Below are 26,362 nucleotides of genomic sequence, written 5' to 3'. Positions count from 1 at the left end.
CGACCGGGGAACAAGTTAAGCTCTACCGCGCCGGAAGTTACCGGCAATGGTGGCTGTAGTTCAGCTGGTAGAGCACCAGGTTGTGATCCTGGGTGTCGCGGGTTCGAGTCCCGTCAGCCACCCCGACACGAGGCCCTGATTCCTATGAATCGGGGCCTCGACGCATTCCACCCAAAGGTGCGCTGTCAACGAATCCCCAGTCGTTCCGGCGCCGGGCAAATCCAAATGAATCCCGACGATAATACCAAACTCGGTATGCTTGTCGGTATGAGTAAGCAGATCACCATCCGCCTGCCCGACGAGCTAGTCGACTTCGTCGACGCCGAGGTAGCCGCCCAACACTGCGCCAGCCGCGCCGCCCTGGTCGCCGCCGCCCTCGAGCACTACCGCGAACGCGCCATCGGAGAAGCCATCGTCGCCGGGTACACCGCCATCCCCGACGGCAAAGACGAGGACCTGGACGAATTCCTGGGCGCGGCGAACAAGGCCGTATGGGGTGATGAGTGAGACCGATTCACATAGCCGAACTGGGCACCAAACCGCGGCCCGTTCTGGTGCTGACCCGTGAGATCGCCCGGCCGGTGCTGAACACGGTCACCGTCGCCCCGATCACGAGCACCATCCGCGATATACCCACCGAGGTCCGGCTCGGCGCTGGCAACGGGCTCGATCACGACTGTGTGGCGCTGTTGGACAAAGTCACCACCATCCCCGCCGACGCGCTCGGCCGCCGCGTCGGTTACCTGCAGCCCGGGCAAGAGCAGAGCCTGACCGACGCCATTCATGCAGCCTTCGAACTGAAGTAGCGAGTAAAGCCCGGGGGCCGTGCGCGGATCGTGTGCAGCGCTATGACGGTTCGAGCACTCCTTCGACGAAGGTGGCGATGGTGGTGCCGACCAGTTCGGGGCGGCCGTTGTTCTGCCGTTCGGCGGCGGCGAGCATGTCGAGGTGGCTGTAGTGCTCGGCGTAGTGGGCCGAGGCCGGCTGGCCGAATTCGATCCAGGGCAGGCCGAGGTTGGGGCCCAGCATTTGATAGGGCCGCCAGATGTCGCCGATGATCACCGTTGTCGGGGTGTGGGCTTGATAGTCGGGGTAGCGCAGGAGCGCGAGATCGCCTCCGCGGTAGCCGGTTTCGGCGAAGCCGAGATCGGCGAGCTGGCGGTTGGAGTCGAAGGCGGTGGTGTAGCCGAGGGCGCCCGCGCCGACATCGGTGGCCACGTCGGCCAGTGCCGCGACCTGTTCGGCCGGGGTGGTGAACGGCGCACCCCCGTCCTGCGCCCGGTCGAGTTGGTCGTAGTCGAGCCATCCGGTGAGTCGCCCGGTCGGGTCGGCGGGGCGCATCAGTCGTTCGGCGGAGACCACCTTGAACATGCCGCCGATGACCGGCAGCTGGGTCAGTTCGGGCGGGACGATGACGTGCTTCTCGACCACCGGCCCCTCGAAAACGCCGAAGCCGGACTGCAATCCGACCGAGGGCATCGAGTTCTTTCCGATCAACGCGCCCAGTACCGCGGCATTGGTCAGTCGCCACTGCCGGAAATCCGGTGCGCCGGGAAACAAGGTGCCGAGCACGATATCCCAGAACGGGGTGTGCGGAATCGACTGCGGGATCTCACTTTCGACGTCGGGCATGAACCGTGCCGCGATTCCGGCGATATTGATCAGGTTGAACAGGTCGCCGGTATTGGCGAAGCCGAGTTGGGTTGCCTGCGGCAGGATTCCGGTGCCGAGCAGGGCGGTGGACAGTGGCAGTCCGATCATGCCGTACACGTCGGCCACTGGCTGCAAGGCAAGCTGCCGCAGCAGGAACGGATCCGACCGGATCGGGCCGTCGATGCCGATGACTCCCGCGACCTGTGTGAAGCCGGGTCCGTCGGGGAAGTCGAACTGCGCGTAGAACGAGGACAGCGGGCCGCCCAGCGAGTGCCCGCCGATGAACATCTTCGCCTTGCGCACAACCGGATCGGGGAGTTCGAGCGCATTGATCAGATGCCAGTCCGCCATCGTCTGCCGCAGCCCGTAGTCGGCGAGCCAGCGCTGCTCGGTGTCGCTGGCCCAGCCCGGCCAGGTGTGGCCATCGACCGCAGCGCCCCGGAAGTAATAGTTCAGCGCGGTGCGATAGTCCCGGTCGCGCACCGCCGCGATCATTCCGGCGCGGTCCTCCAAACAGACGGGACGGCGCGCCATCGCCCAGTACTCGGCGGTCTTTCCGGTCGCCCGCAGCTGATGCAGCGTCGAAACCGCCAGTGTCCCCAGCGAACTGGGACCGCCGATATTGCCCGCCTGCACGCTGATCACCGCATCGGCCTCGTTCGGATCCGCGGGCCCGTCGGCGAACCGGTAGCGCAGGAACGACAATCGGTCGCACTCGGGCGCGTGCGGGGCCGAGCCCGCGGGCAGCGGCGCGTCCCAGGTGACCTGGCTGACCAGGATGTCGCCGCGGGTTTCTATCGGTGTCTCGCTACGACCCGGCTGCTCCGCGTGCGCCACCGGCACGGGGTACCAGCTCACGCCGATCGCCATGAGCACCACCGCGATCGCGTAGCGTGCCCCGTTCAACCCGCCCTGCCGCATGCGCGGAACGCTATTCGCGCTGTCCAGGTTCGTGATTGACGGTGTGCGCCACACCATTGACCGTGCTCGACATCTGAACGGATGCGGCGGCCGCCACTCGATCCCCACCGCAAAGTATGGGGTCTGTGTCGTCCAATCCAGACTCGTACCGACGCGTCGCCGCGCTGGCGGTGTTCATCACCGCCCTTACCGTCTCCGCCTCCCTCACCCCCACGGCCGCGGAGCAACCGGCCATATCCTTCCTGCCACAAGGCCGCGTCCCGGGTGGGCTCTTCGCGCCGGACTCGGTGTACGGCGGCAATCCCGTTGCCGCTGCGGACTTCTCGGGAACCGGACGCCGAGATCTGGTGCTCGCCAACTGCCTCGGGTCCGGCCCGTTGATCGCACACGGCAACGGGGACGGCACCTTCGGGCCGCCCACGCTGATCGACATCGGACGCGACGCCTGCACGGTGACCGCCGCCGACGTCAACGGCGATGGGATACCCGATATCCTCACCGGCAGCTGGGCCACCGATCAGGTCAGCGTAATATTGAGCCGACCGGACGGAACCTTCACGCCACCAAGCAATTTCACCATCAACGGGTATCCGCCGATGAAGATCTCGGTCGCCGATTTCGACTGCGACGGCCGCGCCGACTTCGCCGTCCACGGCAACTTGCCCGGCACGGTCACCATCTTCCGCGGCACCGGGGACGGCGCGTTCGCACCCGCCGGAGCACCGCTTTACGCGGTCGGCTTCGGTATCGCGATGTCGATGGCCGTGGCGGATCTCAACCACGACGGCTTCCCCGATCTGGTGGTGGGCGAGGCGCATCCGCTCGGCCCGATCCAGGGTGACTACCTCAGAGTGTTCCTCAACAACGGCGACGCCACCTTCCGCTTCGCCGATGCCTACCGCGTCGGCTGGTCACCGGAACAGATCCAGATCACCGACCTGGACGGCAACGGTCGTCCGGACATCATCGTGGGCGACGCCAACAGCAATGACGTCACCATCCTCTACGGCACCGGCGACGGCGCCTTCTCCGCCGCGACCACCAAGATCCACGGCCCCGGCCTGATCGACGGCAACCCCGCCGTCCAGGTCGCGGACTTCGACAACGACGGCCGACCCGACCTCGCCATCGTGGAAACAGTCACCAGCCGCGTACTCCTGTACCACAACGAGGGCAACCGCAATTTCGTTGCGGCGGGCGAAGTTCCGATCGGAGACCCGGTCCCCCTGCTCAACCTGCCGCTGACCCTGCCCCAGGAATTCCTCGCCACCGACCTCACCGGCGACGGCTACCCCGACCTGGCCGTCCCCACCTGGCTCCCCTCCGGCTCCCCCACCAACATCGCCATCCATATCTTCCGCAACACCGCCCCGGGATCCCGGCCCTGACACGTTCACAGCCGTCGATCGCGTCAACGCGCTCGGCATCGGCACGACGCCCCTCAGCTGAGGTGCTTTGGTGTCAGCTCCGGAGTTGGCGGAAGAAGGCGCGGATGTCGTCGGCGAACAGATCGGGGACCTCGAAAGCGGGGAAATGGCCGCCCTCGGCGTGTTGGCTCGAGAAGACGAACCCGGGTAGTGACGGGATGACCAGATGAAACGCATCGGCCGGGTCGCCGCCGTGGGCGCGCGGATCGGTCAAAGGCCCACTCGCAGCGAGGAACTCGACGAACGAAGTCGGATAGCTGTGGTTGAGCAACAGCGGAGTCGCGTTCGGCTCGGGCGAGCGCAAATGCAGAAAATGAATCCGCTGCCCATCGATCTCGGTGACGAACTGCGGGTAGCGATTCAGCTCGGCTTCCTGAGCGCGCCAATCGAAACCGTCGGCCCAATAGGCAGCCAGCTCACGCAGGTAGTCCGGGGAAATGCCACGCTCCCAATCCGAACCGGCCCCGGAAACCGGGAACGGTGCTCGGGTGCGGGCCAAGCGCTCACGCAGATCATCGAGCTCGACCTGCGGAATTTCGATCCGGAAGGGAATGATGTCAGCGTTCATATCGACCAATCTACGAACCCTGCAGGACAGAATCTGTCCTATTTCACCAGCGCACGATCGTGTCGCCCACCACACCCCCGACTCGGGATAACAGGGCGGAGGGTCCGCCCGCTGTGCGGACGGACCCTCCTACCATTCGAGGTCGCGGATTCAGGGGACGAGGTTGGGCACCGCGCTCGGGTCGATCGCTCCTGCCGCCGCCCCGCCGACTGCGCCGAGGGCGGCGCCCATACCGGCTCCGGTGGCGATCGGGAGGGTCTCACACGCGGCTACGCCGAGTCCCGCACCGGCCAGGCCGCCGAGGACGGCTCCGGCCGGAAGGGTGACGGGCAGGGCCAGTCCGGCGGTGGCCAGGCCCACGGCGGTACCCGCGGCCGCTCCGGCCGCCGCACCCGCCAGCCCACCGGCCGCGCCGGCGGCCACGCTGCACGGCAACCCGGCGAGCGCACCGCTGGCCGCTCCCGTCGCAGCACCGATACCCGCTCCTTCGAGGGCACCGCTGGCGACGGGATTGGACGCGGGAACCGAGTCCACCGGCTGGACCGTGTCGGCGGGGTCGGGCGCGTCGGCGTTGGCCGTGCCCGCGCTGCCCAGGGCTACGAAGGCAGGGATCGCGGCGACAACGATTCCCGCGCACACCTTTGTGATCGCATTCCGCATCATCGGACTGTCCCTTTCCTGAACTTGCTCGGGTATTGGTGCTGCTGTACCCGACCATCGTCGGCCAGTGACAGGTGCCGGGATATCGACCGTTCAGCCGAAATACCGCGGCACGTATCGGCCGAAAGTCCGAGAGGACGGAACGACACGATTCAGGGCTGGGTTCGATGCCCGTTCCGCCAGGCCCACGCCGCGATTTCGACGCGATTGCGTAGACCGAGTTTGGTCTGCACATTGCCCAGATGGGTTTTGACCGTGCCGAGCGAGAGATGCAGAGTCGCGCCGATCTCCTGATTGGTGCATCCTTGCGCGACAAGCCCGACGACCTCCCCCTCCCGCTCAGTGAGAGTGGCTGTCGCACAGGATGTTTCAGACTCGGCGGCGGCCGGGGTGGCGAGTCGTTGAAGCAGTCGGACGGTCACCGACGGGGAGACCAGCGCGTCACCGCGGACCGCGGACCGGACCGCTTCCACGAGCAGGGCGGGGCCCGCGTCCTTGAGCAGGAACCCGCAGGCCCCGCCCCGCAGCGCACCGTAGACGTAGTCGTCCTGGTCGAAGGTGGTTACGACGACGACTTTCATCGGGTCGACGACACCGGGCCCGGCGAGAGCACGGGTCACCTCGAGACCGTCGAGTTTGGGCATGCGGATATCCACCAAGCAGACGTCCGGGCGCAGCCGCCGGGCGGTCTCCACACAGGACAGGCCATCGCCGACCTCGGCGATGACCTCGATGTCGGGTTGGGCCTGCAGGATCAGCCGGAAACCGCCGCGCACCAGTTCCTGATCATCGGCCAGCAACACCCGGATCGGCGATCCGGAGTCGCCGTCACGGCTCTCGGGGAGGCGTGCGCCGGGGGTGGTCACGAGACCCGATCGTGCCACATGGACAGCAGGTTCCCGACGCGCGACGCAGCTACCCCTCGATCGTGTCGAGGACCGGAAAACACGCCAGCACACGCCAGCCGCCGCCGGTCACCGTGCCCGCGGTGAACACCCCGCCGACGGCCTCGACGCGTTCGGCCAGACCGACCAGACCCAGTCCGCCGAGACCGCCGACCGGCACCGCCCCCCGCTCGGCAGGCGCGCTGTTGCACACCTCCACTGCCAGTTGCGCATTCGAGACGTCGACGCCGACGGTGACCAACGCCGCGCCGGGTGCGTGCCGGCGAACATTGGTCAGCGATTCCTGCACCACTCGATGCACCGAGATCTCCGCCTCCGGAGCCAGCCGGACATTCCTGGCCGCACCCGTGACGTGGACCGTGGGCTCGGGACCACCGCCGCGCGCGAAATCGGCCACCAGATCAGCCAATTCGGTGTACAGCTCACCGGGTCGAACTGTGCGCGAATCTTGTTCGCGCAGCACCCGCACCAATCGGCGCATCGAATCGAGAGTCTCGGTCCCAGCGGTCTCGATCGCATTCAGGATGCCCTCGACCTCGTTCGGCGCCGTCGCCAGGATGGTGCGTGCGGCCTGCGCCTGCACGATAATGCCCGTTACGTGATGGGCGACGAAATCATGCAGTTCCCTTGCGAGTTCGAGCCGCTCGGCCTGCTGCACCCGCGCCACCGTCTGCACCCGGCGCATATCCACCGACCGCACATACCCGCCCAGAATCAGCGCGATCGCCACACACCAGGCCATCACGATCGTGTAGATGACCGCGTCGACCACGTGATGAGCGACGCGCAGCGGCAACGCGACAATCGCCAAGCCGAGCACGCTACACAGCACGACCGCCAGGCTCAGCGGCTGGACGCGACGAGCGGTGACACCCAACAGGATCAGCAGCGCACCGGTTTCCAGGAACCCCCACAGCGACAACGCGTCGTGGGACGGAAACACCGCCAACGCCACCGTCAAGAGCCAGGAACCGGCCGCCGCCAGACCCGCCCGCCACGCCACCGTCAGCCCTCGGCCGGGCACGACAACCAAGGCCGCGAACACTGGTCCGCACACCACCAGCAGCCAGTCCCACACGCTGTGTCGACCCGTGATCGGTGGCCACACACTGATCCAATCGACCAGCCACAGCAGCACCAGGACCAGCCACAGCACGCCGATAGCCACCCCGCGGGTCCGCCGCACCTCGGGAACTCGATACGTCACGCGGCGGGTCAGAAGATGACGGCGCGGTCGACCCGGATCTTGCCCAGACCACCCCACGCGGAGCCGGGATCGCTGATCACGGTCGACTCGATGGTCAGGCCGAACTGGGTGGTACCTGGCCGTCCGACCGTGAGGGTGGTGGAAGTGGGTACACCGACCGGGGACTCGACCCAGACACCGGAGATATCGGTGGAGTTCTGGTAGGGGTCGGTAGGGGCATTGCCGACGGCGAGCGGGTCGTGCATCGTGAGGGTTCCCGACGAGATCGGCTGCGGTCCAGGTTCGGTGGGGATGACGGGGTATTTCAGGTCCACGGAGGGATATTGAATGCCGTCGCAGGTGCCGAGGTCCCCGTACACGGAGGTACCCGGGCCCGCACTCCCCGAGGCCGGGTAGCGGTAGATCGTGAGGGTTCCCCCGGTGCACGCGGTAGGCCCGCTGAGTGGAGTATCCGCGGCGGCGATACCGCCGCCCAGCGCCGTCATCGACGCAACGGACCCCATCGACAGCGCGAGAGTGAGTAGCGTGGCAATCCGCATTTTCGGCCCTTCCGACGAGTGGATACCGAGATTTCCCTGCTTACGCCATCATCAGAGTTCGACGGAGCCGACGACATCGGCCATCCGGCCGATAATCACAGCATTCCATCAACCGAACGGCCGATGCCGTCCAGGTCGGCAAATCGGAAATCAGCGGTGGCCCGAGGCGTAGCCACGGCTCCAGTCGATCGCTGGCGCGCCGCGTTCAGCCTGGTCGACAGCACCCCGCCGCAATTCCGCCGCCGCGTCGAGCGGCAGCGAAAAGCCCTGATCGAAATCTTCGAGGACTACCTGCGCCACGCCCCTATTGGGCGGACGGGTTCGATTGGCGCGCACACGAAGCCGAGCTGAACGAGCTGCCACACTTCGTGACCGAGATCGACGGGCAGACCATTCATTTCCTGCACCTGCGCTCACCCGAGCCCGACGCCACCCCGCTGTTGCTCAACCACAGCTACCCGACCTCGTTCGTCGAATTCCTCGCTGCGAGTAGGCCGTTGAGCGATCCCCGCGCTCACGGTGGCGACCCGGCGGATGCGTTCCATCTGGTGATCCCGTCGCTGCCCGGGTTCGTGTTCTCGAGCCCGCTTCGCGTCATCGGCGCACACACCCACGGCGACCGTCTCCAGCTCGGCATGGTCGGCGAAGACCTTCCCGTGCCGAACGGCCTCGATGCCGATGAGCTCGAGCAACTCGAAGCCGCGCAACGTGATTGGGCACAGCGGAAGGGCTACCGCGTGCTGCACTCGACACAGCCCAACGCCTTGTCGGCGGGCCTGGCCGACTCCCCGATCCTGCAACTGGCCTGGATCGCGGAGAAATTCGTCGAGTGGGCCAATCCCGCGACCCCGATCTGTCGCGACAACGTCCTGCTCACCGCGAGCCTGTACTGGTTCACCCGCACCGGGCCCGACGCGGCCAACTTCCATCGGGAGATGGCCCGTGCCGAGAATAGTTGCTGAGAGTTGACTGAGCCGGTGAGAAGCTCATCCGGAAGACGAAAGTTGGAGATCGACATGCGCAAATTGCTCGCCACCGCCGCCATCGTCTCCTATCCCCTGGTCTTTCCGATCGAAGCCACCGGCGGCGCCTCCAGTCCGCTGCTCCCGCTGGCCAACTCCATCCAGGCCGCGGTCTGCTCCTGACCCCCGGCGGAAGCGCCGGCCCCGCGGCAGGTCCGCTCCCCACATCGACTCCGAAAGGTGTTCTCCGATGAAGCGTTTGCTGATCGCGTTCGCGGGCCTGGCCCTGATCGCGGGCGCGGCCGCCTGCTCGCACGATTCGACGCCGGAACCCAAACCCAGCACCACCACCGCAGCGCCCGCGACCTCGACCACCGCCCCGACGACGTCGACCACGGCACCCGCCAGCACCGCGCCCGCCCAACCCACCACGACCATCGCGCAACGCGGCGCGGATGGCTCGACCGGCAACGGGCTCTCGGCCGAATACTGCGCGAAGAACCAGGATCCGGGATGCCCGCTGGGCAGCTACATCGGACCCAACGCCATCCCCAACCCCAATGGCGACGGCACCTGGGTACCGTGCGAGGGCACCATCTGCACCAACCCCAACCACGGCGCGGGCCCGGAGACCACCACCGCCCCGCCGGTCGTACCGACCACGACCACCCAACCCGCCAGCGACCGCGTCGAAGGCGGCCCCTGCGAGGGCGACGGCCATTGGGTACACCTCGAAGGCGGAAACGCCGGCCACTACGGCACCGACTGGCTCTGCCGGCACTGACTCGCGCGCACAGGCACCTTCACACGGATGCGTCTCCCTTGATCATGTGCGGTCGAAGGCTCCGAGCACCACGCCGGAGGTGAACGAATCCCACGCCTCCGGCGCGAAAGTCAGCGCCGGGCCGCTGGGATCCTTCGAATCACGCACGCCGACAACACCATCCGCCAGCCACGCCACCTCGACACAATCGGTTTGGCCGCCGCTGCGGGTGCTCTTGAACCAGGTCGCTCCGGTGAGGTCGGCACTCATGTCTGATAGCTCCTTGCCACCTGCCGAAGCAGGTCTCGCGTACGCGTTTCGTCCAGGGCGGTTCGGCGCACCGCCGAGGCAATGTCAATGTAGCGCTGCACGTCGTCGGCGTGTTCGAGGTAGAGATCGGGTTTGCCGTTGCCCTCGCAGTACACCAGCGGTGGTTCGACGCGGTGACCCCGCGCGGCGGTGCCGAAATCCAGAATCACGAACGGGCCGTGCAGAATTCCCCATGCGTAGCCGCTGGCGAACGGCTGGATTCGCACCGAGACGTTCGGCAGCGTACTGACCTCGGCCAGATGCTTGAGTTGGGCGGCCATGATCCGGGGGCTGCCGACGACCCGATGCAATGTGGATTCGTGCAGCAGAAATTCGAGCTGCACCGGATCCACCTTGCGAGTAATGATCGTCTGCCGTTTCAAACGCAGCTCGACTCGGCGATCGATGTCTTCGGCACTGCCGTCCCGATAGAAGGCGCTGATGAGAGTCCTGGCGTAGTCGGCGGTCTGCACCAATCCCAAGACCATCTCGTGGTAGGCGATCAGCCGCCGCGCGGACGCCGCCAGCCCGACATACATATTGAAGGTCGCATCGCTGTAGAGCCCGCTGAAAGCGGTGTACCAGGACGGGTTTCGCGCCTGCTCGGCCAACTCGACCGCACGCGCCGTGTCTGCCTCGTTCACCTCGTACAACTCACACAGGGCGCGGATATCGCGGACGCGCATCTTCTTCACCCCGCCGGTCTCGATCCGGTGCAACGCTGTTTTGCTCAGCTCCACCAGGCTCGCGGCACGATCCATCGAGAATCCGCGTCCTTCACGGGCTTCCCGGAGAAAGCGGCCGAGCTGTCGCCGCGGCAGCGTCGAGGGCTCGTCATCGTCGGCCATGTCTGCATCCTCGGAATTTTCGGAACGGGAACACACGCCATCGCGGAACAGACGGTACGCCGCTGTCGGACCGCACCCTGGTGAATCGGACCAATTCTGTTCGGAACGTCCGATTTCGCTTAGACCTGCGCGTTTCACTGGTGTGCTGGTGGCGCAGCGACGACAGGGAGGAGATCGCGATGTCCGACGGCAATCAGTGGTCGGTCCAGTCCATCATCGAACGGGTCGAGGCGGAGCGGCGGAAGGGCGGGAGTGGCCGGCACGCGCGGCGATACCCGGCGGCGCATCGGAGACAGCAGCGGCGCGTGTGGCGTTACGGACTCGCACTGCTCGAGGTGGCGTTGTTCGGCGACGGCGTGCTGCGATGGGCGGGCCGTCATGCCGCGCGATGACACCGCGATCGAATTGCAGGTGATCCAGGATGTTCTCGACACCGTGGAGGCGCGAATCCGCGCGGCGGAGCAATGCGGGTTGCGGCTGACGGTGCCGCGTTCACGCGTGTACGCCGCGGTGCTGCTCGCGGTCGTCGTGAGCGCCAGGGAAACGCATCGCATTCCGGCGACACTCGATCGCGCACCCGTCTTGGACGAGATCCTCAACGGTGCGGAACCATCCGGTGCCGCGGACGCGAATCAGCCTGTGGAGCAAGCCATCCGCAGCCACGTGGCACCGGTGAACTGAACGTCCACGCCATCCGCGCCGAGCGCTGGTATCGGCGGTCAGGTCCGCCCGGGGATCGGGCAGGCATCGACGGCATGGGCGACAACCTGCGGTTCGGTGAAGGTGGTGGTGGTGGGGCGGCGGCCTTGTTCCCACGCCGCGCCGGTGATGGGCTGCTCCGCCTCGAGGCTGAAGCCCGCGCCGCGGCCGGGAACCGCGTCGAGGACCAGCTGTCCGGTCACACCGCATCGGACCGGGGCCGTCCTCCGAGGTTGAACAGAGAATGGGTGAGAACCCCGAGGCGAACACAGCTATTTCCGGGCACACTGTCCGGGTGGATACGGCGCGACTGATAGACGAGGCGGGGCGCGGGTGAGCGCGCCCTACGTTCGGCGAGCCGTGCTGGATCGGGCGAGGGTGCCGTCCTTCGACGAGTATCCGTTTTCGCTGCCGGTGGTGCGCGGATTCTCGGAACTGGAATTGCATCCGCGGGTGACGTTCGTCGTGGGCGAGAACGGGAGCGGGAAGTCGACGCTGCTGGAGGCCATTGCCACGGATTGGGGCTTCAATCCGGAAGGCGGGACGCGGAATTTCAACTTCGCGACGCGCAGTTCGCACTCGCGGCTCAATGAGCATCTGCGGCTGGTGAAGTCGGTGCACAAGCCGCGGGACGGGTTCTTCCTGCGGGCGGAGAGCTTCTTCAATGTGGCCACGAATATCGAGGATCTGGACCGCGAACCCGCGCCCGGACCGCCGGTGATCGCCTCCTACGGCGGGGTGTCGCTGCACGAACAATCGCACGGGGAGTCATTCTTCGCGCTGCTGATGCATCGCTTCGGCGGGCACGGTTTCTATGTGCTCGACGAGCCGGAAGCGGCCCTGTCCCCGAGCCGCCAACTGGCCATGATCGCCCGCATTCACGAACTCGTCCGCGCCCGTTCCCAATTCCTGATCGCCACCCACTCCCCGATCCTGATGTCCTACCCCGACGCCTGGATCTACCAAATCGGCGACGACGGCTTCGAACTCGTCGAATACGAGGACACCGAGCACTACCGCATCACCCGCACCTTCCTCGACAACCCCGCCAAATACCTCGACGAACTCCTCGACTGACCTGTTGCCCCGGGGTGCGAACCCGGTGCCGGCGATACGGCCTGCGCTACGACGCCGGCCCGCCGAGGTCAGGGAGCGGATCCGTCGAGGAGGGGTCCGATCTCGGAGGTCCCCTCCACGACGGCACGGGCGAGGGCGGTCAGGCGCAGGTTGTGGGCGCGGGCGTAGCCGCGCAATTGTCCGAAGGCGGATTCCATCTCCGTTGTGTGTCAGGACATCTCGGGACCGCGACCGAAGCGCAAGCGGCGGGCCACCACATCGGCGGCGACCTCGGCCAGGGTGAACCCGTGGGCGAATGCGTGGGCCTGCAGGCGGGAGTAGGCATCGCGGACCGGAATCCCCAGCTGCACGGCGACCATCCCACTGGCCTGATGGATCTCTCGGGTGCGAGGCGCGGAACTCCACCACTGCCCCAACACCATTTCGGCGCTCTCGGCGTCGGCGCTCTGATCCGACAGCAGGATCATCGTCACCATCATGGCGACCGAGGACGCCGCCGCCCACTGGATGCCATCCAGGAGCCCCGGTTTCTCATTGAACAGATCCAGCACACCCAGCCGGGCGGCACCGGCTTGCAGCGGAATCGAATACACCGCACCGGTTTCGCCGGGGGTCATCGCGGCGGCCAGGAGCGGCCACCGATGCTGGATCAGGGCCAGATCCTCGACCACGACCGCCTCGCCGCGCACGACCGCGTCGATCCCGGGGCCCTGCCCGGCGGTGGCCTGCAACGCCTCGAACCGATCGGCGACCGAATCGCTGGCGCACAATACCTCCCAGCCGGTCTCGGTGACGCCCACCGCGATCGCGGCGCGCTGCACGGCCAGCACGTCCACACACGCCATCGCGATGCGCGACGGACCGACGACCGAACGCGGCACGGCCGACAGCGCGGCGAGGAAGCGCTCCGAACCCACCGGATCGAAGCCGCTCACGATGATCGACCACTCGCCATGAGCCGACGGAGATTTCGAACATCAGCCTGGCCGGCCTTCATATCCGACGCCCGTCTGTTCTTGCGGAGCCGACCCCGGAGATGGAGCCGCGCCTCCACGCCAACGGTAGTTCGGGACGGGCGATCAGGCGTCTCGGTCCATCAGGGTCGCGCAGGCCGCGGCGTAGTCGTCGGCCGTGGTGACCACGCGCAGCACGATCATGCCGCCGGCGCTGCCGAAGATGTACAAGGTATTGCCCAGCTCGAATCGGTGGGCATCGAGCTCTACCGCGCGACCGCCGAGAACCACCCGCCGCGGCACCCTCGACCAACTGACCCGGTCGTAGACCACACGCCGGGCAGGCCCGAGCCGAACCGCGAGCGCCGCCAATAGATTCGGCAGCTCGGCACAGAGATCAGTGGAACGGGGCCACCACTCGCCGTCGATATAGCCGTCGTCCTGGCCCCGTGCCTTCAATCGCAGACGAGGCCTGCCGTCGTGGGACTCATGACGCCCGGCGGATCGGTCGTGTCTGCCCAGCCGGAGAACGTCGCCGAAGGTGATCATGAGCATGCCTGCTTTCGAAGTAGCGGAGCCGCGCCCTCAACCACAACGATAGTCTACATCGTAGATTAACGCCGTAGACAACCGTGACCCCGAGGTCGAGGCACGAAAAGGGTGGTCATTTCCCCAGGTCGGGCAGGGTCGCCGCCAAACCCGTGAGCAGGATGTCGAGACCGCGCTCGAGTTCGGCCGCGCCGTCGTAGGCCGCCAGCTCCGGCGCCAGCTCGCGCACCAGCGGGAACTCCTCGATGGAGAGTCGATACAACCCCAGGCGCAGCACCTCGTCGGTTTCCTCGGGACGCTCCACGATCTCTTGCAGCTCGTTGAGCACGTGCCCGTAGAGAAACCCGAACAGCGCACGGTAGACATGCAGCGCATCGACACCGGAAAACCCTGCGCGAGTGAGCAATTCCAGGATCCCCTCCAGCGGGCGAACCACCGCAGGCGGCCGCTGTCCCAACGGCGTCGCCAGCGGCCGCGTCACCAACAGCGGCACCACCCGGGGATGCTCGAGCGCCAGCCGGCGGAATTCGCGGGCGACCACCCGCAGTTGTCCGGCCCAGTCCGAATCGGTGGTGTCGACCGACAGCTGGTCGAACACGATCTCGGCCACTCCGTCCAGCACCGCCGCCTTGTTGGGCACATGCCGATAGATCACCATCGGATCCCGCCCGACCGCCTCGGCCAGCCGCCGCATCGACAACCCGTCGACCCCGTCCCGATCGACGATCTCGAGGGCGGCGTTCAACACCACCGCCCGGGTGATCGGCGCGTCCCGCCGCGCGCCGGGCGCCGACCGCGGGTTCGCCGATCGCGAATTCCTGTGATTGACAGGCTGTTCGGCCATTCAGGATGCCCTCCGTCCGATCGGAATCTGCACTGCTCGGCCGAGTGTAGAGCTACAGCGTTGACGGGCGGCCACGCCATCAGCCATTTGCGCGCCCGTTCGCCACGCGGCGTGGGTAGAATGTCAACAGTGTAGGCCTACGTCTCATTCGACCAGCGTAGGCGCAACATGCCCGGAGAACCAGCCGCTCACGGCCGAGACAGGACAATCCGCACACCATGACGACGCATCCGATTCACCCGCCACGGCCGGCCCGCCCCGATATCGACGCCCAATCCGGTCGGGGGGTGCCGATGCCGCGTGTGCTGATGAAGCGGTGGGCTCCGAAAACCGGTTACGTGGACGGCGGCTGGTGGCCCTATACCAATGACCTCGTGGCCGAGCTCCCCGGCCTGATCACGGCCGTCGCGGCGAACTTCGGTCCGGTCCTGAGGGTCGCGTACTACCTGACCGACTGGGATACGCCCACCCGTGCGCTGAGTGTGGCCGGAAAGCCGGTGCGGCTCGATTGGCACGGTTACTCCCCCGCGCACACCGTCGAACTGATCGGGTTGCGCGACCGCAGACTCGTGCTCCTGGTGGTGCCGCCCGACACCGCGCCGACCGACGCGTGCTCGGCGATGACCGCCGCCGCCACAGCGAACGGCACACCGACGGTGCACGACCTGTTGCGAACCGGTAATCGGTGCCGGCGCGAACGCACCGTGCGGCGGACGGCTGCTCGCCGCTGGGCCGAACGCACGTCGACGCCCAACTGACTCAATCCGGGCGTGGACCCATCGGGCTCGTGGTGGACACCGCGCACGCCATTCGGTCGTCGGGCAGCGGTTGCCCCGCAGCCCAACGCATCTGGATCGCGGCAAGGGCGGGCGCGGTATCCGCCGGAACCACCAGCAGAGCCAGCCGCGCGTCGCGCGATCCGAGCAGGTGCATGATGCCGCCGACGCACCCGCCGCGATCAGGGTGCGCACCGGCGGCGGCATCGAAGACCGATCCCGCTGCGGCCCAATCGAATCGGACGCGAACCAGCTGCCCCAGCACCGGGCCGATCGCCTCGATCACCTGGTGCAGCTCGGTCATCGGGTCCGCGGTTCGCGGCCACCAGGCCCCATCGATGGGTCCGGCACCGGCATCGTTCGCACGCAACAGCAGCCGTGGCGGGCCGGATCTCCGGGATACCCCGAACTCCTGCGCATCCTGCGAGGATCAGGGAATGAAGCGTGACGTCTCCGCCCATCTCGACGTCGCGGTCCTTTCCCCCGCGACGCTCGAACTGCAGATCGCCGTCGCCCGGCAGCCGGGGCTCGACCTGACCGAATCGATGGTCCTCACGCTCGACGGCCAGACGATCGTGCCCCGCGAGGTCAACGGCCCCCACGGCAGCCGAATTCACGTATTCGATTCCGGCGCAGGCAATCTGCAGGTCGACTATCGCGCCACTACCCTGGGCACGGCACTGCCGCAGGACGCCTCCGACTACGATCACACCCTGTATCTGCGGCCGAGCCGATTCGCCGAGTCGGACCGGCTGCTCGGCTTCGCCGCTTCCGAATTCGGCAGCGGCACAAACGATCCCGATATGCCTGCCCGGATCTCGTCCTGGGTCGGCCGCCGCATCCGCTATGTCGCGGGCAGCAGCACCCCCGTCGACGGCGCCGTCGAGACGCTGTTGTCCGGCACCGGGGTGTGCCGCGACTACTCGCATCTGGTGGTCGCACTCGTGCGGGCCATCGGGATACCGGCCCGCGTCGCATCGGTCTACGCACCCGGCTGCTTCCCCATGGACTTCCACTCGGTGACCGAGGCGTGGGTGAACGAAACCTGGCAGGCGCTGGATCCGACCATGCTCGCTCCGCGCTCGACCCTGGTCCGCATCGCCACCGGCCGCGACGCCTCCGACATCGCCTTCCTCTCCCACCGCGGCGGCGACATCAACCTCAACGCGGTATGGGTCAGCGCAACCGTGGACGGCCCCCTGCCGATCGACGACATCGAGCAATCGGCCACGATCAACTGAGCAACAGCCGCAGCGACATCCGATGGACACCGATAGGGAGAACGAGCATGGGCAGCACCAGCAAGGTCGTCAGCATGTCAGCCCTCGTCGGCGGCTTGGCGACGATGATCTCGATCGCGGCCGGTTCGGCGGCGGCGGAACCGCAGGACTGCGTAGTGAACCAAGGGCCGACCGGTGCGACGGCGCATTGCGGTGGCGATGGCAGCTACATCCTGGAGGTGGACTGCTTCGGCATGAGTCTCGCCTCAGGCCAGCTGTTCGGCCCATATTTCAAGGCGGACACCGGATTCGCCGACCAGCCCGGCATCCAGGCGGGCCGGGAGTGCATGATGCCGACCACGCTCGGACAGATCGGGATCGCGACCGGCGCGCGGATTACCCAGGTACCGACCCGCCCCGCCCTGCCGAACAACGCATACGAATACGACCGAGGCCGACGCTGATCGCGCCCCCGCATTCCACCGGCGGTTACGGCGCTTGCACGAATGTGAGCCGGGAGCGCTTGCGCAGGGTGAATCCCAAAGTCTCGTAGAGGCTTATCGCGGTGGTGTTGTGGGCGACCGCGTGCAGGAACGGGGTGTCGCCGCGGTCGCGGATGCCGGCGCCCACCGCGCGGATCAGGCGGGTGGCGAGGCCGCGGCCGCGGAAGGCGGCGTCGGTGCAGACGGCGCTGATTTCGGTCCAGCCCTGTGGGCGCAGGCGTTCGCCGGCCATGGCGATCAGTCTGCCCTCGGATCGAAGGCCCAGGTAGGTGCCCATTTCGATGGTTCGGGGTGCGAACGGGCCCGGCTCGGTGCGGCCGATCAGTTCGAGGATCTCGGGGACGTCGGCCGGGGTGAGTACCTCGAGGTCGGGGTCGTGGGCGACGCGTAGGCCCGAACCGTCCATCTGCACCGATTCGATGGTGTCGAGTGTTTTCCAGCCGTCGGGCGGTACGTGTCCGTGGCCGCGCAGTGCGGTGACGCCGCCCGGTCCGAGCAGGGTGGCCAAGTCAGCCCAGTCCTGTTCCTCCAGGACGGGTGGATGCCCGAAGAACCGGGCGACCTCGGGGTCGTAGCGCCCGATCCGGCCCTCCCATGCGGCGAACCGCCGGTGTACACCGCGCAGTGACGACCGCACCGGGTCATCCAGCGGGTGCAGCGAGGTTTCGACATCTACGACCGACTCCGTGGTCAAGGCACACTCCTCCGCATCAGGCGTCCGACCACAAGACGTTAGCGGGGCGTACTACTACCCGAACCGGTTGCACTCATCCGGATTCCGATACCCGGTACCCGATCAGGGATGTGCCGGGGAGATTCCGGAGGCGGGGTTGGGGGTGGCGACCGGATGTGTGTGATCGAGGCCGGCGAGACGATTGACTGCATGCGGAAGCCTTCTTTGAAGTATCAAATGCCCTGGGGGATCGCGGTTCTGGTGACAGCGGCCAGTGCCTTCGGGTTGGTCGGGGTGGCCGAGGGGACGGCTGCGGCGAGTCCCGGCGACTGTCTGTGGGCGGGAACGGCCCATGCACAGGGCGCGACGGTGGTGGCCGGGGGCTGGAATTTCAGCTGTGGGACAGGGGCTTCCGGTGTGCCGCGGTGGTCTCGGGGAGCAGCCGTGAGCGGGGCGAGCACGGTGGCGAATCCCGGCGCCCTCACGAACCCGGCGGGGTTGTTCAGTGTCGGAGCCATACAGCCGGGGACCGAGTACAACGACTACTGTGTCGGCGCTCAACTGGTCGACGGCAATGAGGCCATGTACGAGGCCGTATCCGATGGCGGGCAACTGTTCTGGAAGGCCGCGGGCCCGATTTCGCAGTGGACCTTCGACGCCGGTAGCGGACCGGCGCGGCGGTCACAGCCCGCGCAGGTCTGCGATCCCGGACCTACTCTCTGGCCCGAGACGAAATAGCCACCGGAATCCGCCGATGCGGCCGGTGACGATTCTTGCCGGGTCGCTGATCGGGTCTGCCGCCGTCATCGATCTCGGCCGCGGCCTGCCGTTCACTGTCGGTTATCGCGGCGAGTCCCTCACCTGTAGGGGTTCGCTGCGGAAATTCGAGAACTACCGATGGTGATGGAGGCGTTGACCACCTTGGCGCTGGCGATCGGCCAGGTCACCTTCTATAGTCGCCCGCCGAACAGTGGTCGCAGGAGTCCACGGAGTAACGGTCAGGCGGGTCCGCGGCGTCGGTGGCGGCCGACCGTGACCGGTGCCGCCAGGGCCGCGGCAGGGAGCTGGTCGGTGGGGGAATCGAGCAGGCTGCGCAGGTAGTCGCAGAATGCTTCGACCGACCCGTAGCGGGCCAGTACCTCATTGATGAGTTGCCGGACGCTCGCCGCGGTTATCGCCTCGACCGGCTCGCTACCCCTGACCTCGCCGCTGTCGCGGCCCGACAGTGTCACCCTGGGCATTCTGCAGGACCGGGCGCGATCCCTCTCCGAGCCACGGGGACCGATTGCGCCAAACACGGCCGGCACGCGCCAAACACGGCCATACGCGCCCCGATTCGGCAAACCGCTGCAGACCCAGGTCAGGTGAGGTTGCGGAGGATGAAGTCGGCGATGGTGGTGCTGACTTGTTCGGGGTGGTCGGCGGGCTGGTGGGTGGCTGCGATGTTGACGTCGGTGTGGGTGTAGTTGTCGAGGTAGATGGTGTCGGCGGGGAAGAGGGGTTTGGCTACGGCGATCCAGGATTTGGTGCCGACGGTGGTGAGGACGGGGCGTTGGCGGATGCGGTCGTTGAAGCGGATGGGGGCGAGGTCGGCGGTTCGGGTTCCGGTGAAGGCGGATTGGATGTCTATGAGGAAGCGGGGGGAGAAGTAGGGGTCGAGGAAGCCTAGGGATTCGCCGGGGGCGGTGGAGAGGGCGGTGGACAGGTCGTGGATGCTGACGACCTCGGATCCGGGTGGGGCGTAGTCGATTCCGTCCAGTTGGTCGTAGTCGCGCCAGGTGTAGAGGGCGGTTTTGTCGGTGGGGATCATGCGCGGGCCGCGGCCGGTGACGGCGCTCAGCGGTGAGGCCGGGTTGTCGGGCCAGGGTACGGTCTTCGCGGTCACCGGGCCGCCGTCGAGAGCGCCGATGCCGAACTGCATGGGGCCGACGTTGAGGGTGTGGTCGCCCAGCAGCATGCCGAGCAGGGCGGTGTTGGTGAAGCGGAAGTCGCGCAACGTATTACCTCCACCGAAAAGGTCGGCGTAGGTTCCCGCGAAGGCGAGGCGGGTGGAGATCTCGTCGATCCAGTCCGCGGGCAGGCGGCGGTGCAGGTCGGTTTCCTCGTCCGGGGCGTAGTGGGCGGCGGCTCCCAGTGCGGCGAGCAGGGTGTAGAAACGCGGTTCCACATAAGGGATTCCGGTGAAACTCACCGGAAGAATCCCGGCGTGCAAGGCCGCGACCTGAGCCTGATACGACAGGCCACTGCCCAATCCAGCGGTCTCGCGCAGCAACGGAATCGACTGCAAGGCAAGCGGGTCGGTGGAGATCAGTGAATCTATGCCCAGGAACGCCGCACACTGGTTGTATCCGGCGTTCTCTTCGCCACCGCCGAAATCCCATGCTGCGAAGGCCCCTGCGACCAGGCCGCCGTCGGAGGTGCCGCCGCAGAATGCTTTGGCGCGCCGGATATCCGGGTCGGGCAGCTCGCGGGTGAGCACGGTGTGCATGTCCTCGACGTAGCGGGCGAGGCCGATGTCGGCGAGCCAGCCCAGCTCGGCATTCGAATGGAATCCGGCGAAGCGGTGTCCTTCGACGGCCTTGTCCCCGTAGTAGTAATCGAAGGCGACCCGGCCATCGTGCGCATCGGCGGCCGCGTGCAGGCCGGTGTCGTCGAACAGACAGGTGGTGCGGCGCGGCTGCGACCACCATTCGATCCGCTTGCCCCGTGCGCCGAGTGCGTGAATCGTGTTGCGTGCCAACAGGCCCATCGAGGTCGCCCCCAGCCAAGCACCGACCTGGGACAGCACCACCGCGTCCGCCTGCTGCGGATCGGCCGGGCCGGAAGCGGGCCGGTAGCGCAGGTATTCGACCCAATCACAGGCGGCCGGATGCGGCAGAGCACCGGCGGGCAGCGGATCGAACAGCCGTACATGGCTGACGGTGATATCCCCGTCCGCCTCCACGATCGTCTCGGTGCGCACCTCGTCGGGCACCGGTGCGGCCAAGGCGTGAATCGGTACCAGCGCCGCACACAGAGCCGGTATCACCCAGCGCGCGAACCTCTTTCGCGTGACCATTGTTCCTTCCCGGTAGTCAGCGACGGGTCAGTTCGACCAGCGCATCGGCGGCGGTGGGACTCCCGTCGTTCGACGGCGCGCCGCTGAACGGGAAGTCGAGATGCCGCAGGTTGGTGAGATAGGTGGTCGGTTCGGCGTCGATACCGAAGATCGAGGCCAGCTGCCACAGTCCGCTGGCCAGCCGGACGTACGGCACGCGGGACAGATAGTCGGGATGCCGCAGCGCCGCGAGATCACCGGACTTGGCGCCGAGCACGCCGTACACGATGTCCATCGCCGTGCGGACCGTGTCGTACGGCGAACCCACCGCGAGCTCGCCGCCACCGAAGTAGTAGGCGAATTGCTCCATGTCGCAGACCTTTTCCTGCGGCGTCGCGAACGGCTGTCCGCCCGCATCCGGGGCCGCCGGTTCGTCGGCGAGGGTGTCGTAGTTGCGCCAGCCGTTGAGCCGCCCGGCCGGATCCGCGGGCACCACCTGGGGTCGCACGATCGTCCTGAGCTGCGGGCCGACCATCGGCAGATCGGTGAACCAGGACAGCGGCACCGGCATGTTCCGCTCCACGACCGGTCCGTCGTAACTTCCGAGCCCCGCCGAGAACGGCGTGGGATTGGTATTGCTGTCGATCAGCGAGGCGAGCATGGCCTGGTTGGTCAGCCGCCAGTCGCGGAAGTCGGGACGGACGGGCTGGAACAGATCCCGGGAATACAAGGCGGACAACCCGATATCCCAGGCCGGTGCCCGCGGCAGGTTGCGCGGCAGTTCGCTCTCCGCGGTCGGCTCGAACCGGGTGGCGATGCCCGCGATGCTCACCAGCTGGAACAGCGTATTGGTCTCGATCCCGCTCAGCCCGAGCAGCGCCTGCGCGATACCGGTGAGCGCGGGATCGACCAAGCCGAGATTCACCGCATACGGCAACAGACCGGAGCCCAGTAGATCCGTGGCGGCCTGATACGTCAGCCCGGTCAGGTGATCGACGACCCACTTCAGCGCGGGCACCCGCCCCAGGTCCGCGGGGTCGAGCTGCATCGGCGCGTCCAGCACCCACAGGCCCGCGACCTCGTCGTATCCGGCGTGCCCGGCGAAATCCCAGGCGGCGAAGTAGGCGGTGAGCGGACCGCCCAGGGAATGACCGCCCAGATAGATCTTCTGTTTGCGCACAGCGGGATCCGGGATCTCCCGCGAGTTGATGTACTGCCAGTCCTCGACGATGGATCTGACGCCCAGGTCCTTCAGGAACGCCTGCTGACCGACCGGGACGACGCCACCGTAGGTGCGCCCGTCCACGGTGCCGCCGTGGAAGTAGTAGTCCATGGCGACCCGATAGTCGTGCTGTTCGACGGCGGCGACCATCCCGGTCCGATCGTCGAGGCAGCTCGGCCGCCGCTGCATCGCCCAGAACTCCCCGTGCTTGCCGGTCCGGGCCAGGGCATGCAGGGTGTTCTCCGCGATCGGCCCCAAAGACCTTGGCCCGCCGATGAATCCGGGCTGGCCGGAGTAGATGACATCGGCGTCGGCCGGGTCGTCGGGACCGTCGGCCATGCGCAGGCGCAGATACGACAGGGTGTCGCAGCGTGCGGGATGCGGTCCGGCCGAGGCCGGAAGCGGTGCGGCCCAGGTGACTTCACTGACGATGAGGTCACCGCGCCGATCCAGGACCGTCTCCCGACGCTCCGGCTCCGCGTGTGCCGCGGCCGTGCACAGCGCGGTGGTCGTCATGGTCGCCGCGAAAAGCGCGATCGCGATGGTCGCTCGCATCCGAACCCCCTGGCCTCTCAGTGCCCGCCCGAACCTGTGCCGCGCCCGTCATCGGCGCTGCCGGTGACGCCGAGCGGCAACAGATTCGGCGGATTCGAGCTGCCGAAGGCCGGCGGCGTACCCGTCGCCTGCGCTTGTCCGGGCGGCGTGTTCACCAGATCCGTGATGAAGCTCGTGATCCGGGAGCTGTACGGATCGGGCCCGCCATTGTTCTGCACCGGTGCGGCACTGCCGATGTCGTAATGCACCGGCCCCTCGACGAATTCGGTGTTGTTGGGGAACAACGGCGAAACCAGCGCCCCTTCGAGGCTGTCCTTCGACCAGATCGTCAGCGACGGCAGCGCATTGGCCTCGTCGACATGCCGAACGCCCGACAGATCCTGGTTCCGCGCCCCGAACCAGATCATGATCTGGTCCGCCACCGTCCATTTCAGCGCCATGTACGGATTCGCCCAGCCGAGCGGGCTGCCGACCTGCCGGGCGAAGTAATCGATGTCCACGAAATGCTTGGACGGATCGGCATACGGCAACCCATCCAATTGATCGAACCTGCGCCAGGTGTACAGCACGGAATGATCGGTTGGGCCGACACGATTGGTGGTGCCGGTGATGGTCGCCAGGTATTTACCGAGAATAGGGATATTCGGCAGAATATTGCCCGGCAAGGGCGCTTCTTTGAGAACCACCGGCCCGCCGTCGAGCACCCCGACGCTGTACGGCGGGTAGGGGATGTTCACGGCGGTATTGCCCACCAACTCACCGAGGAAGGCCCGGTTGGTGAACCGGAAGGTGTCGATTCCATTGGTGCCCAACAGAATATCGGCCCAGTTGTTGGGGAAATTCACCCGCAGACTGATGTTCAGGAATATGTCCCGCATGGCCAGCCTGTTGAGATCGGTTTCGTCATCCGGCTGGTAGGTGGCCGCGATTCCGGCAATCGAAACGAGCGTCCACCAGCGCGGGCTGAACATGAACCCCAGCGTCGGGGTCGTCGGGAACAGCGCCAGCCGATCGCCGCCGGGCAGATTCACGCCGAGATGGAACAACGCCAGATAGATGCTGTAGACCACGGAGGCGACCGCGCCGAAAATGTCGCCAGCCACCGGAATACGTTGCAGCCCAGCCGGATCGACGGCCGGGACGGCCTCGGGAGTGATCAGCGCCCGGCACTGCCGGTACCCGGGATCACCGTTGAAATCCCAAGCGGCGAACGCGGCCTCCCACAGCCCGCCGTCCGAGGTGCCCAGGCAGAACGTGCGGTCCTGGCGGAAAACGGGATCCGGCAGATCCCGGCTCATGATCGTGTACTGGTCCCGAACGGTCTGCGCGAGCGCCATATCGGAGACCTCGGGCATATCCCAGTCGGCCTTGAATCCGCCGAACCTCTTGCCGTCGATCTCCTTGCCCTCGAAGTAGTAATCCCACGCGACGTGGTAATCCCGCGCGTCATTGGCGGCCTGCAGCCCGGTCCGATCGAACATGCAGATATTGCGCGGATGAACGGCCCAGAACTCGGCTTTCTCGCCGGTATCCCGCAATTGGTGCTCCAGGTTGCGGGCCAATCCGTCCAGGCTGTATCCGGCCATCAGCGCCGCGGGCTGACCGATGATCACGGCATCGGCCTGCTGTGGATCCTCCGGTCCGTCCGCCAGTCGATACCGCAGGTAGGTGAGGTAGTCGCAAGCCGGGGCATGCCGGGCCGCGCTCGGCGGCAGCGGCGCGTACCTGGTCACCTCGCTGACGATCAGACCATCGCCCGTCTGCACGACCCGCTCGGTGCGCTCCGGCGGATCCGCTTCCGCGGGTGCCACGGTGATCGGAAGCAGCAGGGCTGCGAGCACCAGAATGGAGAGTCTTCTCACCGATTCCTCCGGAGCGACAACGCGATTGGATCCACGACCCACACGACCCGTGGCGTCAAACCGTAATCCCGCGGCCGGACCCGCCGGTTGGCCCGGACCGCCACAGCTTTGACCCGAGCGGACAACGGCGGCGGCCCGGATGAGGGCCGACGAATCGGAGCGGCGGTACGCTCGCGTCGAAATCAAAGGGAATTGGCCAAATCGAGGGAGAGCGTTGATGACTGAGGCGTTTGTGCTCGGTGGTGTCCGGACACCGTTTGCCCGGTACGGAGGTTCGCTATCGCATTTGCGGACCGATGACCTGCTCGGGATGACCATGAAAGGCGCGTGCGAACGGGTCGGGGTCGAGCTCGATCAAATCGAGGACATTGTCGCGGGGTGCGTGAATCCCGCGCACGAAGGCATGGGCGATGTCGCGCGGTGGGGCGCACTGGCGGCCGGGTTCCCGGACAGCGTGGCCGGGGTGACGATCAACCGGTTCTGCGGATCGTCGTTGAGTGCCACCGTCAATGTGGCGCATGCGATCAAGGCCGGAGACCTGGGAGTCGGAATCGCGTGCGGCGTCGAATCGATGTCACGGTCGGGATGGGCATTCATGAAGGGGGACTCGCCGTTCGGGCCGCGCGGGCCCGTCATCCTGCTCGACACCATGTGGGCCGGAGCGGGCGGCCCCGCGAACCCGGCCCTCCTGGCGCGCAATGCCTACATCGGCATGATCGAGACCGCGCAGAACGTGGCCGACCGCTACGGGCTGACGCGCGAGGAGATCGACGCGTTCGCGCTGCGCACGCAGCGGAATGCCAAGGCCGCCAGGGATTCCGGGCGACTGGCCAAGGAGATCATGCCGGTCGAGATCGCGGCCACCAGGAAGACCCCGGCGCGGCTGTTCGAGCACGACGAGTTCATCCGCGACACCACCGCGGAGCAGCTCGCGGCCCTGCCCGCGCAGCCGGGCACCACGCAGATGACCGCCGGGAACTCCACACCGCTGACCGACGGGGCCAGCGCCCTGATCCTCGCCTCGGGCGAACGTGCCGCGCAGCTCGGCGTCGAACCGCTGGCCCGGATCGTGTCCTCCGCGGTCTACGGCATCGACCCGCTGTACATGGGCCTGGCGCCGGCCTGGGCACTGCCGCTGGCGATCCAGCGGGCGGGCCTGACACCCGAGCAGATCGACGTGTGGGAAGTGCACGAGGCCTTCAGCGCCCAGGCCCTCGGCGTGCTGCGCGAGTTGCCCAACCAGCTCGGCGGTTTCACCATCCCCGACGAAAAACTCACCCCCAACGGCGGCGCGGTCGCCATCGGACACCCCTTCGGCGCCACTGGCGCCCGCTACGTCCTGACCCTGGCCACCGAACTCCGCGAGCGCAATGCCCGCTACGGCGCCATCGGCGTCTGCATCGGCTCCGGCCAGGGCGTCGCCATCGTCCTCGAAAACCCCTCCGCCACAGCCTGACACCATCGGCGAGCCGAATCGGATCGGCCGGTAGCTCGGGACGCCTCCGCGAGAGGCTCCCGAGCTGCCGGCCGATCGGCTTTCGGTCGAGTCTTGCACTGCGCAAGCTCTCACCGTGGCGTGATTCGAGGGCTGATTCAGGGTGTGACCGGGCGACGCTTGACTCTTGTGAAT

The 26,362-nt window shown here is 67.1% G+C and carries 32 protein-coding genes, 1 tRNA gene and 2 pseudogenes; 16 read left to right on the top strand and 19 right to left on the bottom strand.

The window, feature by feature from the left end:
• Positions 1–49 precede the first annotated feature (49 nt).
• The 3 genes from ON43_RS09320 (at position 50) to ON43_RS09310 (ending at position 806) form a co-directional block, all read left to right on the top strand.
• Positions 50–122: transfer RNA gene (locus ON43_RS09320), tRNA-His, on the top strand.
• Positions 123–267: 145 nt separating this feature from the next.
• The gene (locus tag ON43_RS09315; protein WP_040805854.1) at positions 268–507 is read left to right on the top strand and encodes a YlcI/YnfO family protein; all 240 of its coding nucleotides are present in this window, start codon (positions 268–270) and stop codon (positions 505–507) included.
• Positions 504–806 (top strand): type II toxin-antitoxin system PemK/MazF family toxin, encoded by a 303-nt coding sequence (locus ON43_RS09310; RefSeq protein ID WP_040805810.1) that lies wholly within the window; start codon positions 504–506, stop codon positions 804–806. Before ON43_RS09315 ends, ON43_RS09310 begins: the two co-directional genes overlap by 4 nt.
• Before the next feature lie 40 nt (positions 807–846).
• Here ON43_RS09310 and ON43_RS09305 read toward each other — a convergent pair whose 3' ends face one another.
• Positions 847–2,574 (bottom strand): hypothetical protein, encoded by a 1,728-nt coding sequence (locus ON43_RS09305; RefSeq protein ID WP_157513970.1) that lies wholly within the window; start codon positions 2,572–2,574, stop codon positions 847–849.
• A 125-nt stretch (positions 2,575–2,699) separates the two neighbouring features.
• Here ON43_RS09305 and ON43_RS09300 point away from each other — a divergent pair, with 125 nt between their 5' ends.
• Positions 2,700–3,962, top strand: coding sequence for an FG-GAP repeat domain-containing protein (locus ON43_RS09300; RefSeq protein WP_040805807.1), 1,263 nt, complete (start codon positions 2,700–2,702; stop codon positions 3,960–3,962).
• 73 nt (positions 3,963–4,035) lie between these two features.
• Here the strand turns inward: ON43_RS09300 and ON43_RS09295 are convergent, their stop codons facing one another.
• The 5 genes from ON43_RS09295 to ON43_RS09275 form a co-directional block, all read right to left on the bottom strand.
• Positions 4,036–4,569, bottom strand: a complete 534-nt coding sequence (locus ON43_RS09295; protein ID WP_218003228.1) for an epoxide hydrolase N-terminal domain-containing protein — start codon at positions 4,567–4,569, stop codon at positions 4,036–4,038.
• A gap of 150 nt (positions 4,570–4,719) precedes the next feature.
• Positions 4,720–5,229, bottom strand: coding sequence for a hypothetical protein (locus ON43_RS09290; protein WP_051178196.1), 510 nt, complete (start codon positions 5,227–5,229; stop codon positions 4,720–4,722).
• A gap of 152 nt (positions 5,230–5,381) precedes the next feature.
• Positions 5,382–6,095 (bottom strand): response regulator, encoded by a 714-nt coding sequence (locus ON43_RS09285; protein ID WP_245568523.1) that lies wholly within the window; start codon positions 6,093–6,095, stop codon positions 5,382–5,384.
• 49 nt (positions 6,096–6,144) lie between these two features.
• Positions 6,145–7,341: a sensor histidine kinase gene (locus ON43_RS09280; protein ID WP_063712515.1), complete on the bottom strand. Its 1,197-nt coding sequence runs from the start codon at positions 7,339–7,341 to the stop codon at positions 6,145–6,147.
• Between the two features lie 8 nt (positions 7,342–7,349).
• Positions 7,350–7,880 carry a hypothetical protein gene (locus ON43_RS09275; protein ID WP_157513969.1) on the bottom strand — a complete coding sequence of 177 codons (531 nt, stop codon included), beginning with the start codon at positions 7,878–7,880 and terminating at the stop codon, positions 7,350–7,352.
• A gap of 18 nt (positions 7,881–7,898) precedes the next feature.
• On the opposite strand from ON43_RS09275, the gene ON43_RS46105 reads away from it, so the two are divergent.
• From ON43_RS46105 to ON43_RS47135, 4 genes and pseudogenes are all read left to right on the top strand, one after another.
• Entirely contained in the window at positions 7,899–8,231 is a 333-nt protein-coding gene (locus tag ON43_RS46105; RefSeq protein WP_245568522.1) for a hypothetical protein, read from the top strand.
• Entirely contained in the window at positions 8,114–8,842 is a 729-nt protein-coding gene (locus ON43_RS09270) for an epoxide hydrolase N-terminal domain-containing protein (RefSeq protein ID WP_306304959.1), read from the top strand. Before ON43_RS46105 ends, ON43_RS09270 begins: the two co-directional genes overlap by 118 nt.
• A 54-nt stretch (positions 8,843–8,896) precedes the next feature.
• Entirely contained in the window at positions 8,897–9,025 is a 129-nt protein-coding gene (locus ON43_RS46745; protein ID WP_281033309.1) for a hypothetical protein, read from the top strand.
• A gap of 262 nt (positions 9,026–9,287) precedes the next feature.
• A pseudogene (locus ON43_RS47135) lies at positions 9,288–9,626 on the top strand (hypothetical protein); the annotation flags it as partial.
• A 42-nt stretch (positions 9,627–9,668) separates the two neighbouring features.
• On the opposite strand, the gene ON43_RS09260 reads toward ON43_RS47135, so the two are convergent.
• Entirely contained in the window at positions 9,669–9,875 is a 207-nt protein-coding gene (locus tag ON43_RS09260; RefSeq protein ID WP_040805802.1) for a DUF397 domain-containing protein, read from the bottom strand.
• Positions 9,872–10,900: a helix-turn-helix domain-containing protein gene (locus tag ON43_RS09255; protein WP_245568521.1), complete on the bottom strand. Its 1,029-nt coding sequence runs from the start codon at positions 10,898–10,900 to the stop codon at positions 9,872–9,874. The genes ON43_RS09260 and ON43_RS09255 overlap by 4 nt, the downstream gene beginning before the upstream one ends.
• A gap of 41 nt (positions 10,901–10,941) precedes the next feature.
• On the opposite strand from ON43_RS09255, the gene ON43_RS09250 reads away from it, so the two are divergent.
• Both ON43_RS09250 and ON43_RS09245 read left to right on the top strand, forming a co-directional pair.
• Positions 10,942–11,154 (top strand): hypothetical protein, encoded by a 213-nt coding sequence (locus ON43_RS09250; RefSeq protein WP_157513968.1) that lies wholly within the window; start codon positions 10,942–10,944, stop codon positions 11,152–11,154.
• Positions 11,141–11,443, top strand: a complete 303-nt coding sequence (locus ON43_RS09245; RefSeq protein ID WP_040805798.1) for a hypothetical protein — start codon at positions 11,141–11,143, stop codon at positions 11,441–11,443. The genes ON43_RS09250 and ON43_RS09245 overlap by 14 nt, the downstream gene beginning before the upstream one ends.
• Positions 11,444–11,481: 38 nt before the next feature.
• Here the strand turns inward: ON43_RS09245 and ON43_RS09240 are convergent.
• Positions 11,482–11,655, bottom strand: a pseudogene (locus ON43_RS09240) (DUF779 domain-containing protein); the annotation flags it as partial.
• Between the two features lie 139 nt (positions 11,656–11,794).
• On the opposite strand from ON43_RS09240, the gene ON43_RS09235 reads away from it, so the two are divergent.
• Positions 11,795–12,538, top strand: a complete 744-nt coding sequence (locus ON43_RS09235; RefSeq protein WP_040805794.1) for an AAA family ATPase — start codon at positions 11,795–11,797, stop codon at positions 12,536–12,538.
• Positions 12,539–12,606: 68 nt separating this feature from the next.
• On the opposite strand, the gene ON43_RS46740 is transcribed toward ON43_RS09235, so the two are convergent.
• From ON43_RS46740 to ON43_RS09220, 4 genes are all read right to left on the bottom strand, one after another.
• Positions 12,607–12,735, bottom strand: coding sequence for an ANTAR domain-containing protein (locus tag ON43_RS46740; RefSeq protein ID WP_174416460.1), 129 nt, complete (start codon positions 12,733–12,735; stop codon positions 12,607–12,609).
• A 12-nt stretch (positions 12,736–12,747) separates the two neighbouring features.
• A complete protein-coding gene (locus ON43_RS09230; protein WP_051178194.1) occupies positions 12,748–13,473 on the bottom strand; it encodes a GAF and ANTAR domain-containing protein in 726 nt (241 codons plus the stop codon).
• 144 nt (positions 13,474–13,617) lie between these two features.
• Complete coding sequence (locus ON43_RS09225; RefSeq protein ID WP_157513967.1) at positions 13,618–14,040, bottom strand: DUF5994 family protein; 423 nt, start codon at positions 14,038–14,040, stop codon at positions 13,618–13,620.
• A gap of 115 nt (positions 14,041–14,155) precedes the next feature.
• Positions 14,156–14,884: a TetR/AcrR family transcriptional regulator C-terminal domain-containing protein gene (locus ON43_RS09220; RefSeq protein ID WP_040805792.1), complete on the bottom strand. Its 729-nt coding sequence runs from the start codon at positions 14,882–14,884 to the stop codon at positions 14,156–14,158.
• A gap of 218 nt (positions 14,885–15,102) precedes the next feature.
• On the opposite strand from ON43_RS09220, the gene ON43_RS09215 reads away from it, so the two are divergent.
• The gene (locus ON43_RS09215) at positions 15,103–15,642 is read left to right on the top strand and encodes a DUF5994 family protein (RefSeq protein ID WP_157513966.1); all 540 of its coding nucleotides are present in this window, start codon (positions 15,103–15,105) and stop codon (positions 15,640–15,642) included.
• 1 nt (position 15,643) lies between these two features.
• Here ON43_RS09215 and ON43_RS09210 read toward each other — a convergent pair whose 3' ends face one another.
• On the bottom strand, positions 15,644–16,030 hold the full coding sequence (locus ON43_RS09210; RefSeq protein WP_245568520.1) for a DUF5994 family protein: 387 nt from the start codon (positions 16,028–16,030) through the stop codon (positions 15,644–15,646).
• Positions 16,031–16,097: 67 nt separating this feature from the next.
• On the opposite strand from ON43_RS09210, the gene ON43_RS09205 reads away from it, so the two are divergent.
• The gene (locus ON43_RS09205) at positions 16,098–16,901 is read left to right on the top strand and encodes a transglutaminase-like domain-containing protein (protein ID WP_040805790.1); all 804 of its coding nucleotides are present in this window, start codon (positions 16,098–16,100) and stop codon (positions 16,899–16,901) included.
• A 47-nt stretch (positions 16,902–16,948) separates the two neighbouring features.
• The gene (locus ON43_RS09200) at positions 16,949–17,344 is read left to right on the top strand and encodes a hypothetical protein (protein WP_040805788.1); all 396 of its coding nucleotides are present in this window, start codon (positions 16,949–16,951) and stop codon (positions 17,342–17,344) included.
• Positions 17,345–17,369: 25 nt separating this feature from the next.
• On the opposite strand, the gene ON43_RS09195 is transcribed toward ON43_RS09200, so the two are convergent.
• Complete coding sequence (locus tag ON43_RS09195) at positions 17,370–18,077, bottom strand: GNAT family N-acetyltransferase (RefSeq protein ID WP_040805787.1); 708 nt, start codon at positions 18,075–18,077, stop codon at positions 17,370–17,372.
• 423 nt (positions 18,078–18,500) lie between these two features.
• On the opposite strand from ON43_RS09195, the gene ON43_RS44705 reads away from it, so the two are divergent.
• A complete protein-coding gene (locus ON43_RS44705; RefSeq protein WP_157513965.1) occupies positions 18,501–18,794 on the top strand; it encodes a hypothetical protein in 294 nt (97 codons plus the stop codon).
• Positions 18,795–19,054: 260 nt separating this feature from the next.
• Here ON43_RS44705 and ON43_RS09185 read toward each other — a convergent pair whose 3' ends face one another.
• The 4 genes from ON43_RS09185 to ON43_RS09170 form a co-directional block, all read right to left on the bottom strand.
• A complete protein-coding gene (locus ON43_RS09185) occupies positions 19,055–19,288 on the bottom strand; it encodes a hypothetical protein (protein ID WP_040805784.1) in 234 nt (77 codons plus the stop codon).
• A 128-nt stretch (positions 19,289–19,416) separates the two neighbouring features.
• Positions 19,417–21,114, bottom strand: a complete 1,698-nt coding sequence (locus ON43_RS09180; protein WP_040805783.1) for a hypothetical protein — start codon at positions 21,112–21,114, stop codon at positions 19,417–19,419.
• Between the two features lie 16 nt (positions 21,115–21,130).
• Entirely contained in the window at positions 21,131–22,870 is a 1,740-nt protein-coding gene (locus ON43_RS09175) for a hypothetical protein (protein ID WP_040805782.1), read from the bottom strand.
• A gap of 17 nt (positions 22,871–22,887) precedes the next feature.
• On the bottom strand, positions 22,888–24,732 hold the full coding sequence (locus ON43_RS09170; protein WP_157513964.1) for a hypothetical protein: 1,845 nt from the start codon (positions 24,730–24,732) through the stop codon (positions 22,888–22,890).
• A 217-nt stretch (positions 24,733–24,949) separates the two neighbouring features.
• Here ON43_RS09170 and ON43_RS09165 point away from each other — a divergent pair, with 217 nt between their 5' ends.
• The gene (locus ON43_RS09165; RefSeq protein WP_040805779.1) at positions 24,950–26,188 is read left to right on the top strand and encodes a thiolase family protein; all 1,239 of its coding nucleotides are present in this window, start codon (positions 24,950–24,952) and stop codon (positions 26,186–26,188) included.
• Positions 26,189–26,362 lie beyond the last annotated feature (174 nt).

Source organism: Nocardia concava NBRC 100430, from assembly GCF_000308815.1.
Taxonomy (GTDB): domain Bacteria; phylum Actinomycetota; class Actinomycetes; order Mycobacteriales; family Mycobacteriaceae; genus Nocardia; species Nocardia concava.
Note: the sequence above shows the minus strand (reverse complement) of the source record. Positions and strands in the feature narration are given on the sequence as shown.

Excerpts from the sequence above, each read along its gene's own strand:
- ON43_RS09175 (WP_040805782.1), bottom strand. The coding sequence starts at position 22,870 with ATGCGAGCGACCATCGCGATCGCGCTTTTCGCGGCGACCATGACGACC.
- ON43_RS09275 (WP_157513969.1), bottom strand. The coding sequence starts at position 7,880 with ATGCGGATTGCCACGCTACTCACTCTCGCGCTGTCGATGGGGTCCGTT.
- ON43_RS09245 (WP_040805798.1), top strand. The coding sequence starts at position 11,141 with ATGCCGCGCGATGACACCGCGATCGAATTGCAGGTGATCCAGGATGTT.
- ON43_RS09205 (WP_040805790.1), top strand. The coding sequence starts at position 16,098 with ATGAAGCGTGACGTCTCCGCCCATCTCGACGTCGCGGTCCTTTCCCCC.
- ON43_RS09260 (WP_040805802.1), bottom strand. The coding sequence starts at position 9,875 with ATGAGTGCCGACCTCACCGGAGCGACCTGGTTCAAGAGCACCCGCAGC.
- ON43_RS09295 (WP_218003228.1), bottom strand. The coding sequence starts at position 4,569 with ATGAACGCTGACATCATTCCCTTCCGGATCGAAATTCCGCAGGTCGAG.
- ON43_RS09315 (WP_040805854.1), top strand. The coding sequence starts at position 268 with ATGAGTAAGCAGATCACCATCCGCCTGCCCGACGAGCTAGTCGACTTC.
- ON43_RS09290 (WP_051178196.1), bottom strand. The coding sequence starts at position 5,229 with ATGCGGAATGCGATCACAAAGGTGTGCGCGGGAATCGTTGTCGCCGCG.
- ON43_RS09305 (WP_157513970.1), bottom strand. The coding sequence starts at position 2,574 with ATGCGGCAGGGCGGGTTGAACGGGGCACGCTACGCGATCGCGGTGGTG.
- ON43_RS09225 (WP_157513967.1), bottom strand. The coding sequence starts at position 14,040 with ATGATCACCTTCGGCGACGTTCTCCGGCTGGGCAGACACGACCGATCC.
- ON43_RS09180 (WP_040805783.1), bottom strand. The coding sequence starts at position 21,114 with ATGGTCACGCGAAAGAGGTTCGCGCGCTGGGTGATACCGGCTCTGTGT.
- ON43_RS46745 (WP_281033309.1), top strand. The coding sequence starts at position 8,897 with ATGCGCAAATTGCTCGCCACCGCCGCCATCGTCTCCTATCCCCTGGTC.
- ON43_RS46740 (WP_174416460.1), bottom strand. The coding sequence starts at position 12,735 with ATGGAATCCGCCTTCGGACAATTGCGCGGCTACGCCCGCGCCCACAAC.
- ON43_RS09165 (WP_040805779.1), top strand. The coding sequence starts at position 24,950 with ATGACTGAGGCGTTTGTGCTCGGTGGTGTCCGGACACCGTTTGCCCGG.
- ON43_RS09200 (WP_040805788.1), top strand. The coding sequence starts at position 16,949 with ATGGGCAGCACCAGCAAGGTCGTCAGCATGTCAGCCCTCGTCGGCGGC.
- ON43_RS09220 (WP_040805792.1), bottom strand. The coding sequence starts at position 14,884 with ATGGCCGAACAGCCTGTCAATCACAGGAATTCGCGATCGGCGAACCCG.
- ON43_RS09215 (WP_157513966.1), top strand. The coding sequence starts at position 15,103 with ATGACGACGCATCCGATTCACCCGCCACGGCCGGCCCGCCCCGATATC.
- ON43_RS09250 (WP_157513968.1), top strand. The coding sequence starts at position 10,942 with ATGTCCGACGGCAATCAGTGGTCGGTCCAGTCCATCATCGAACGGGTC.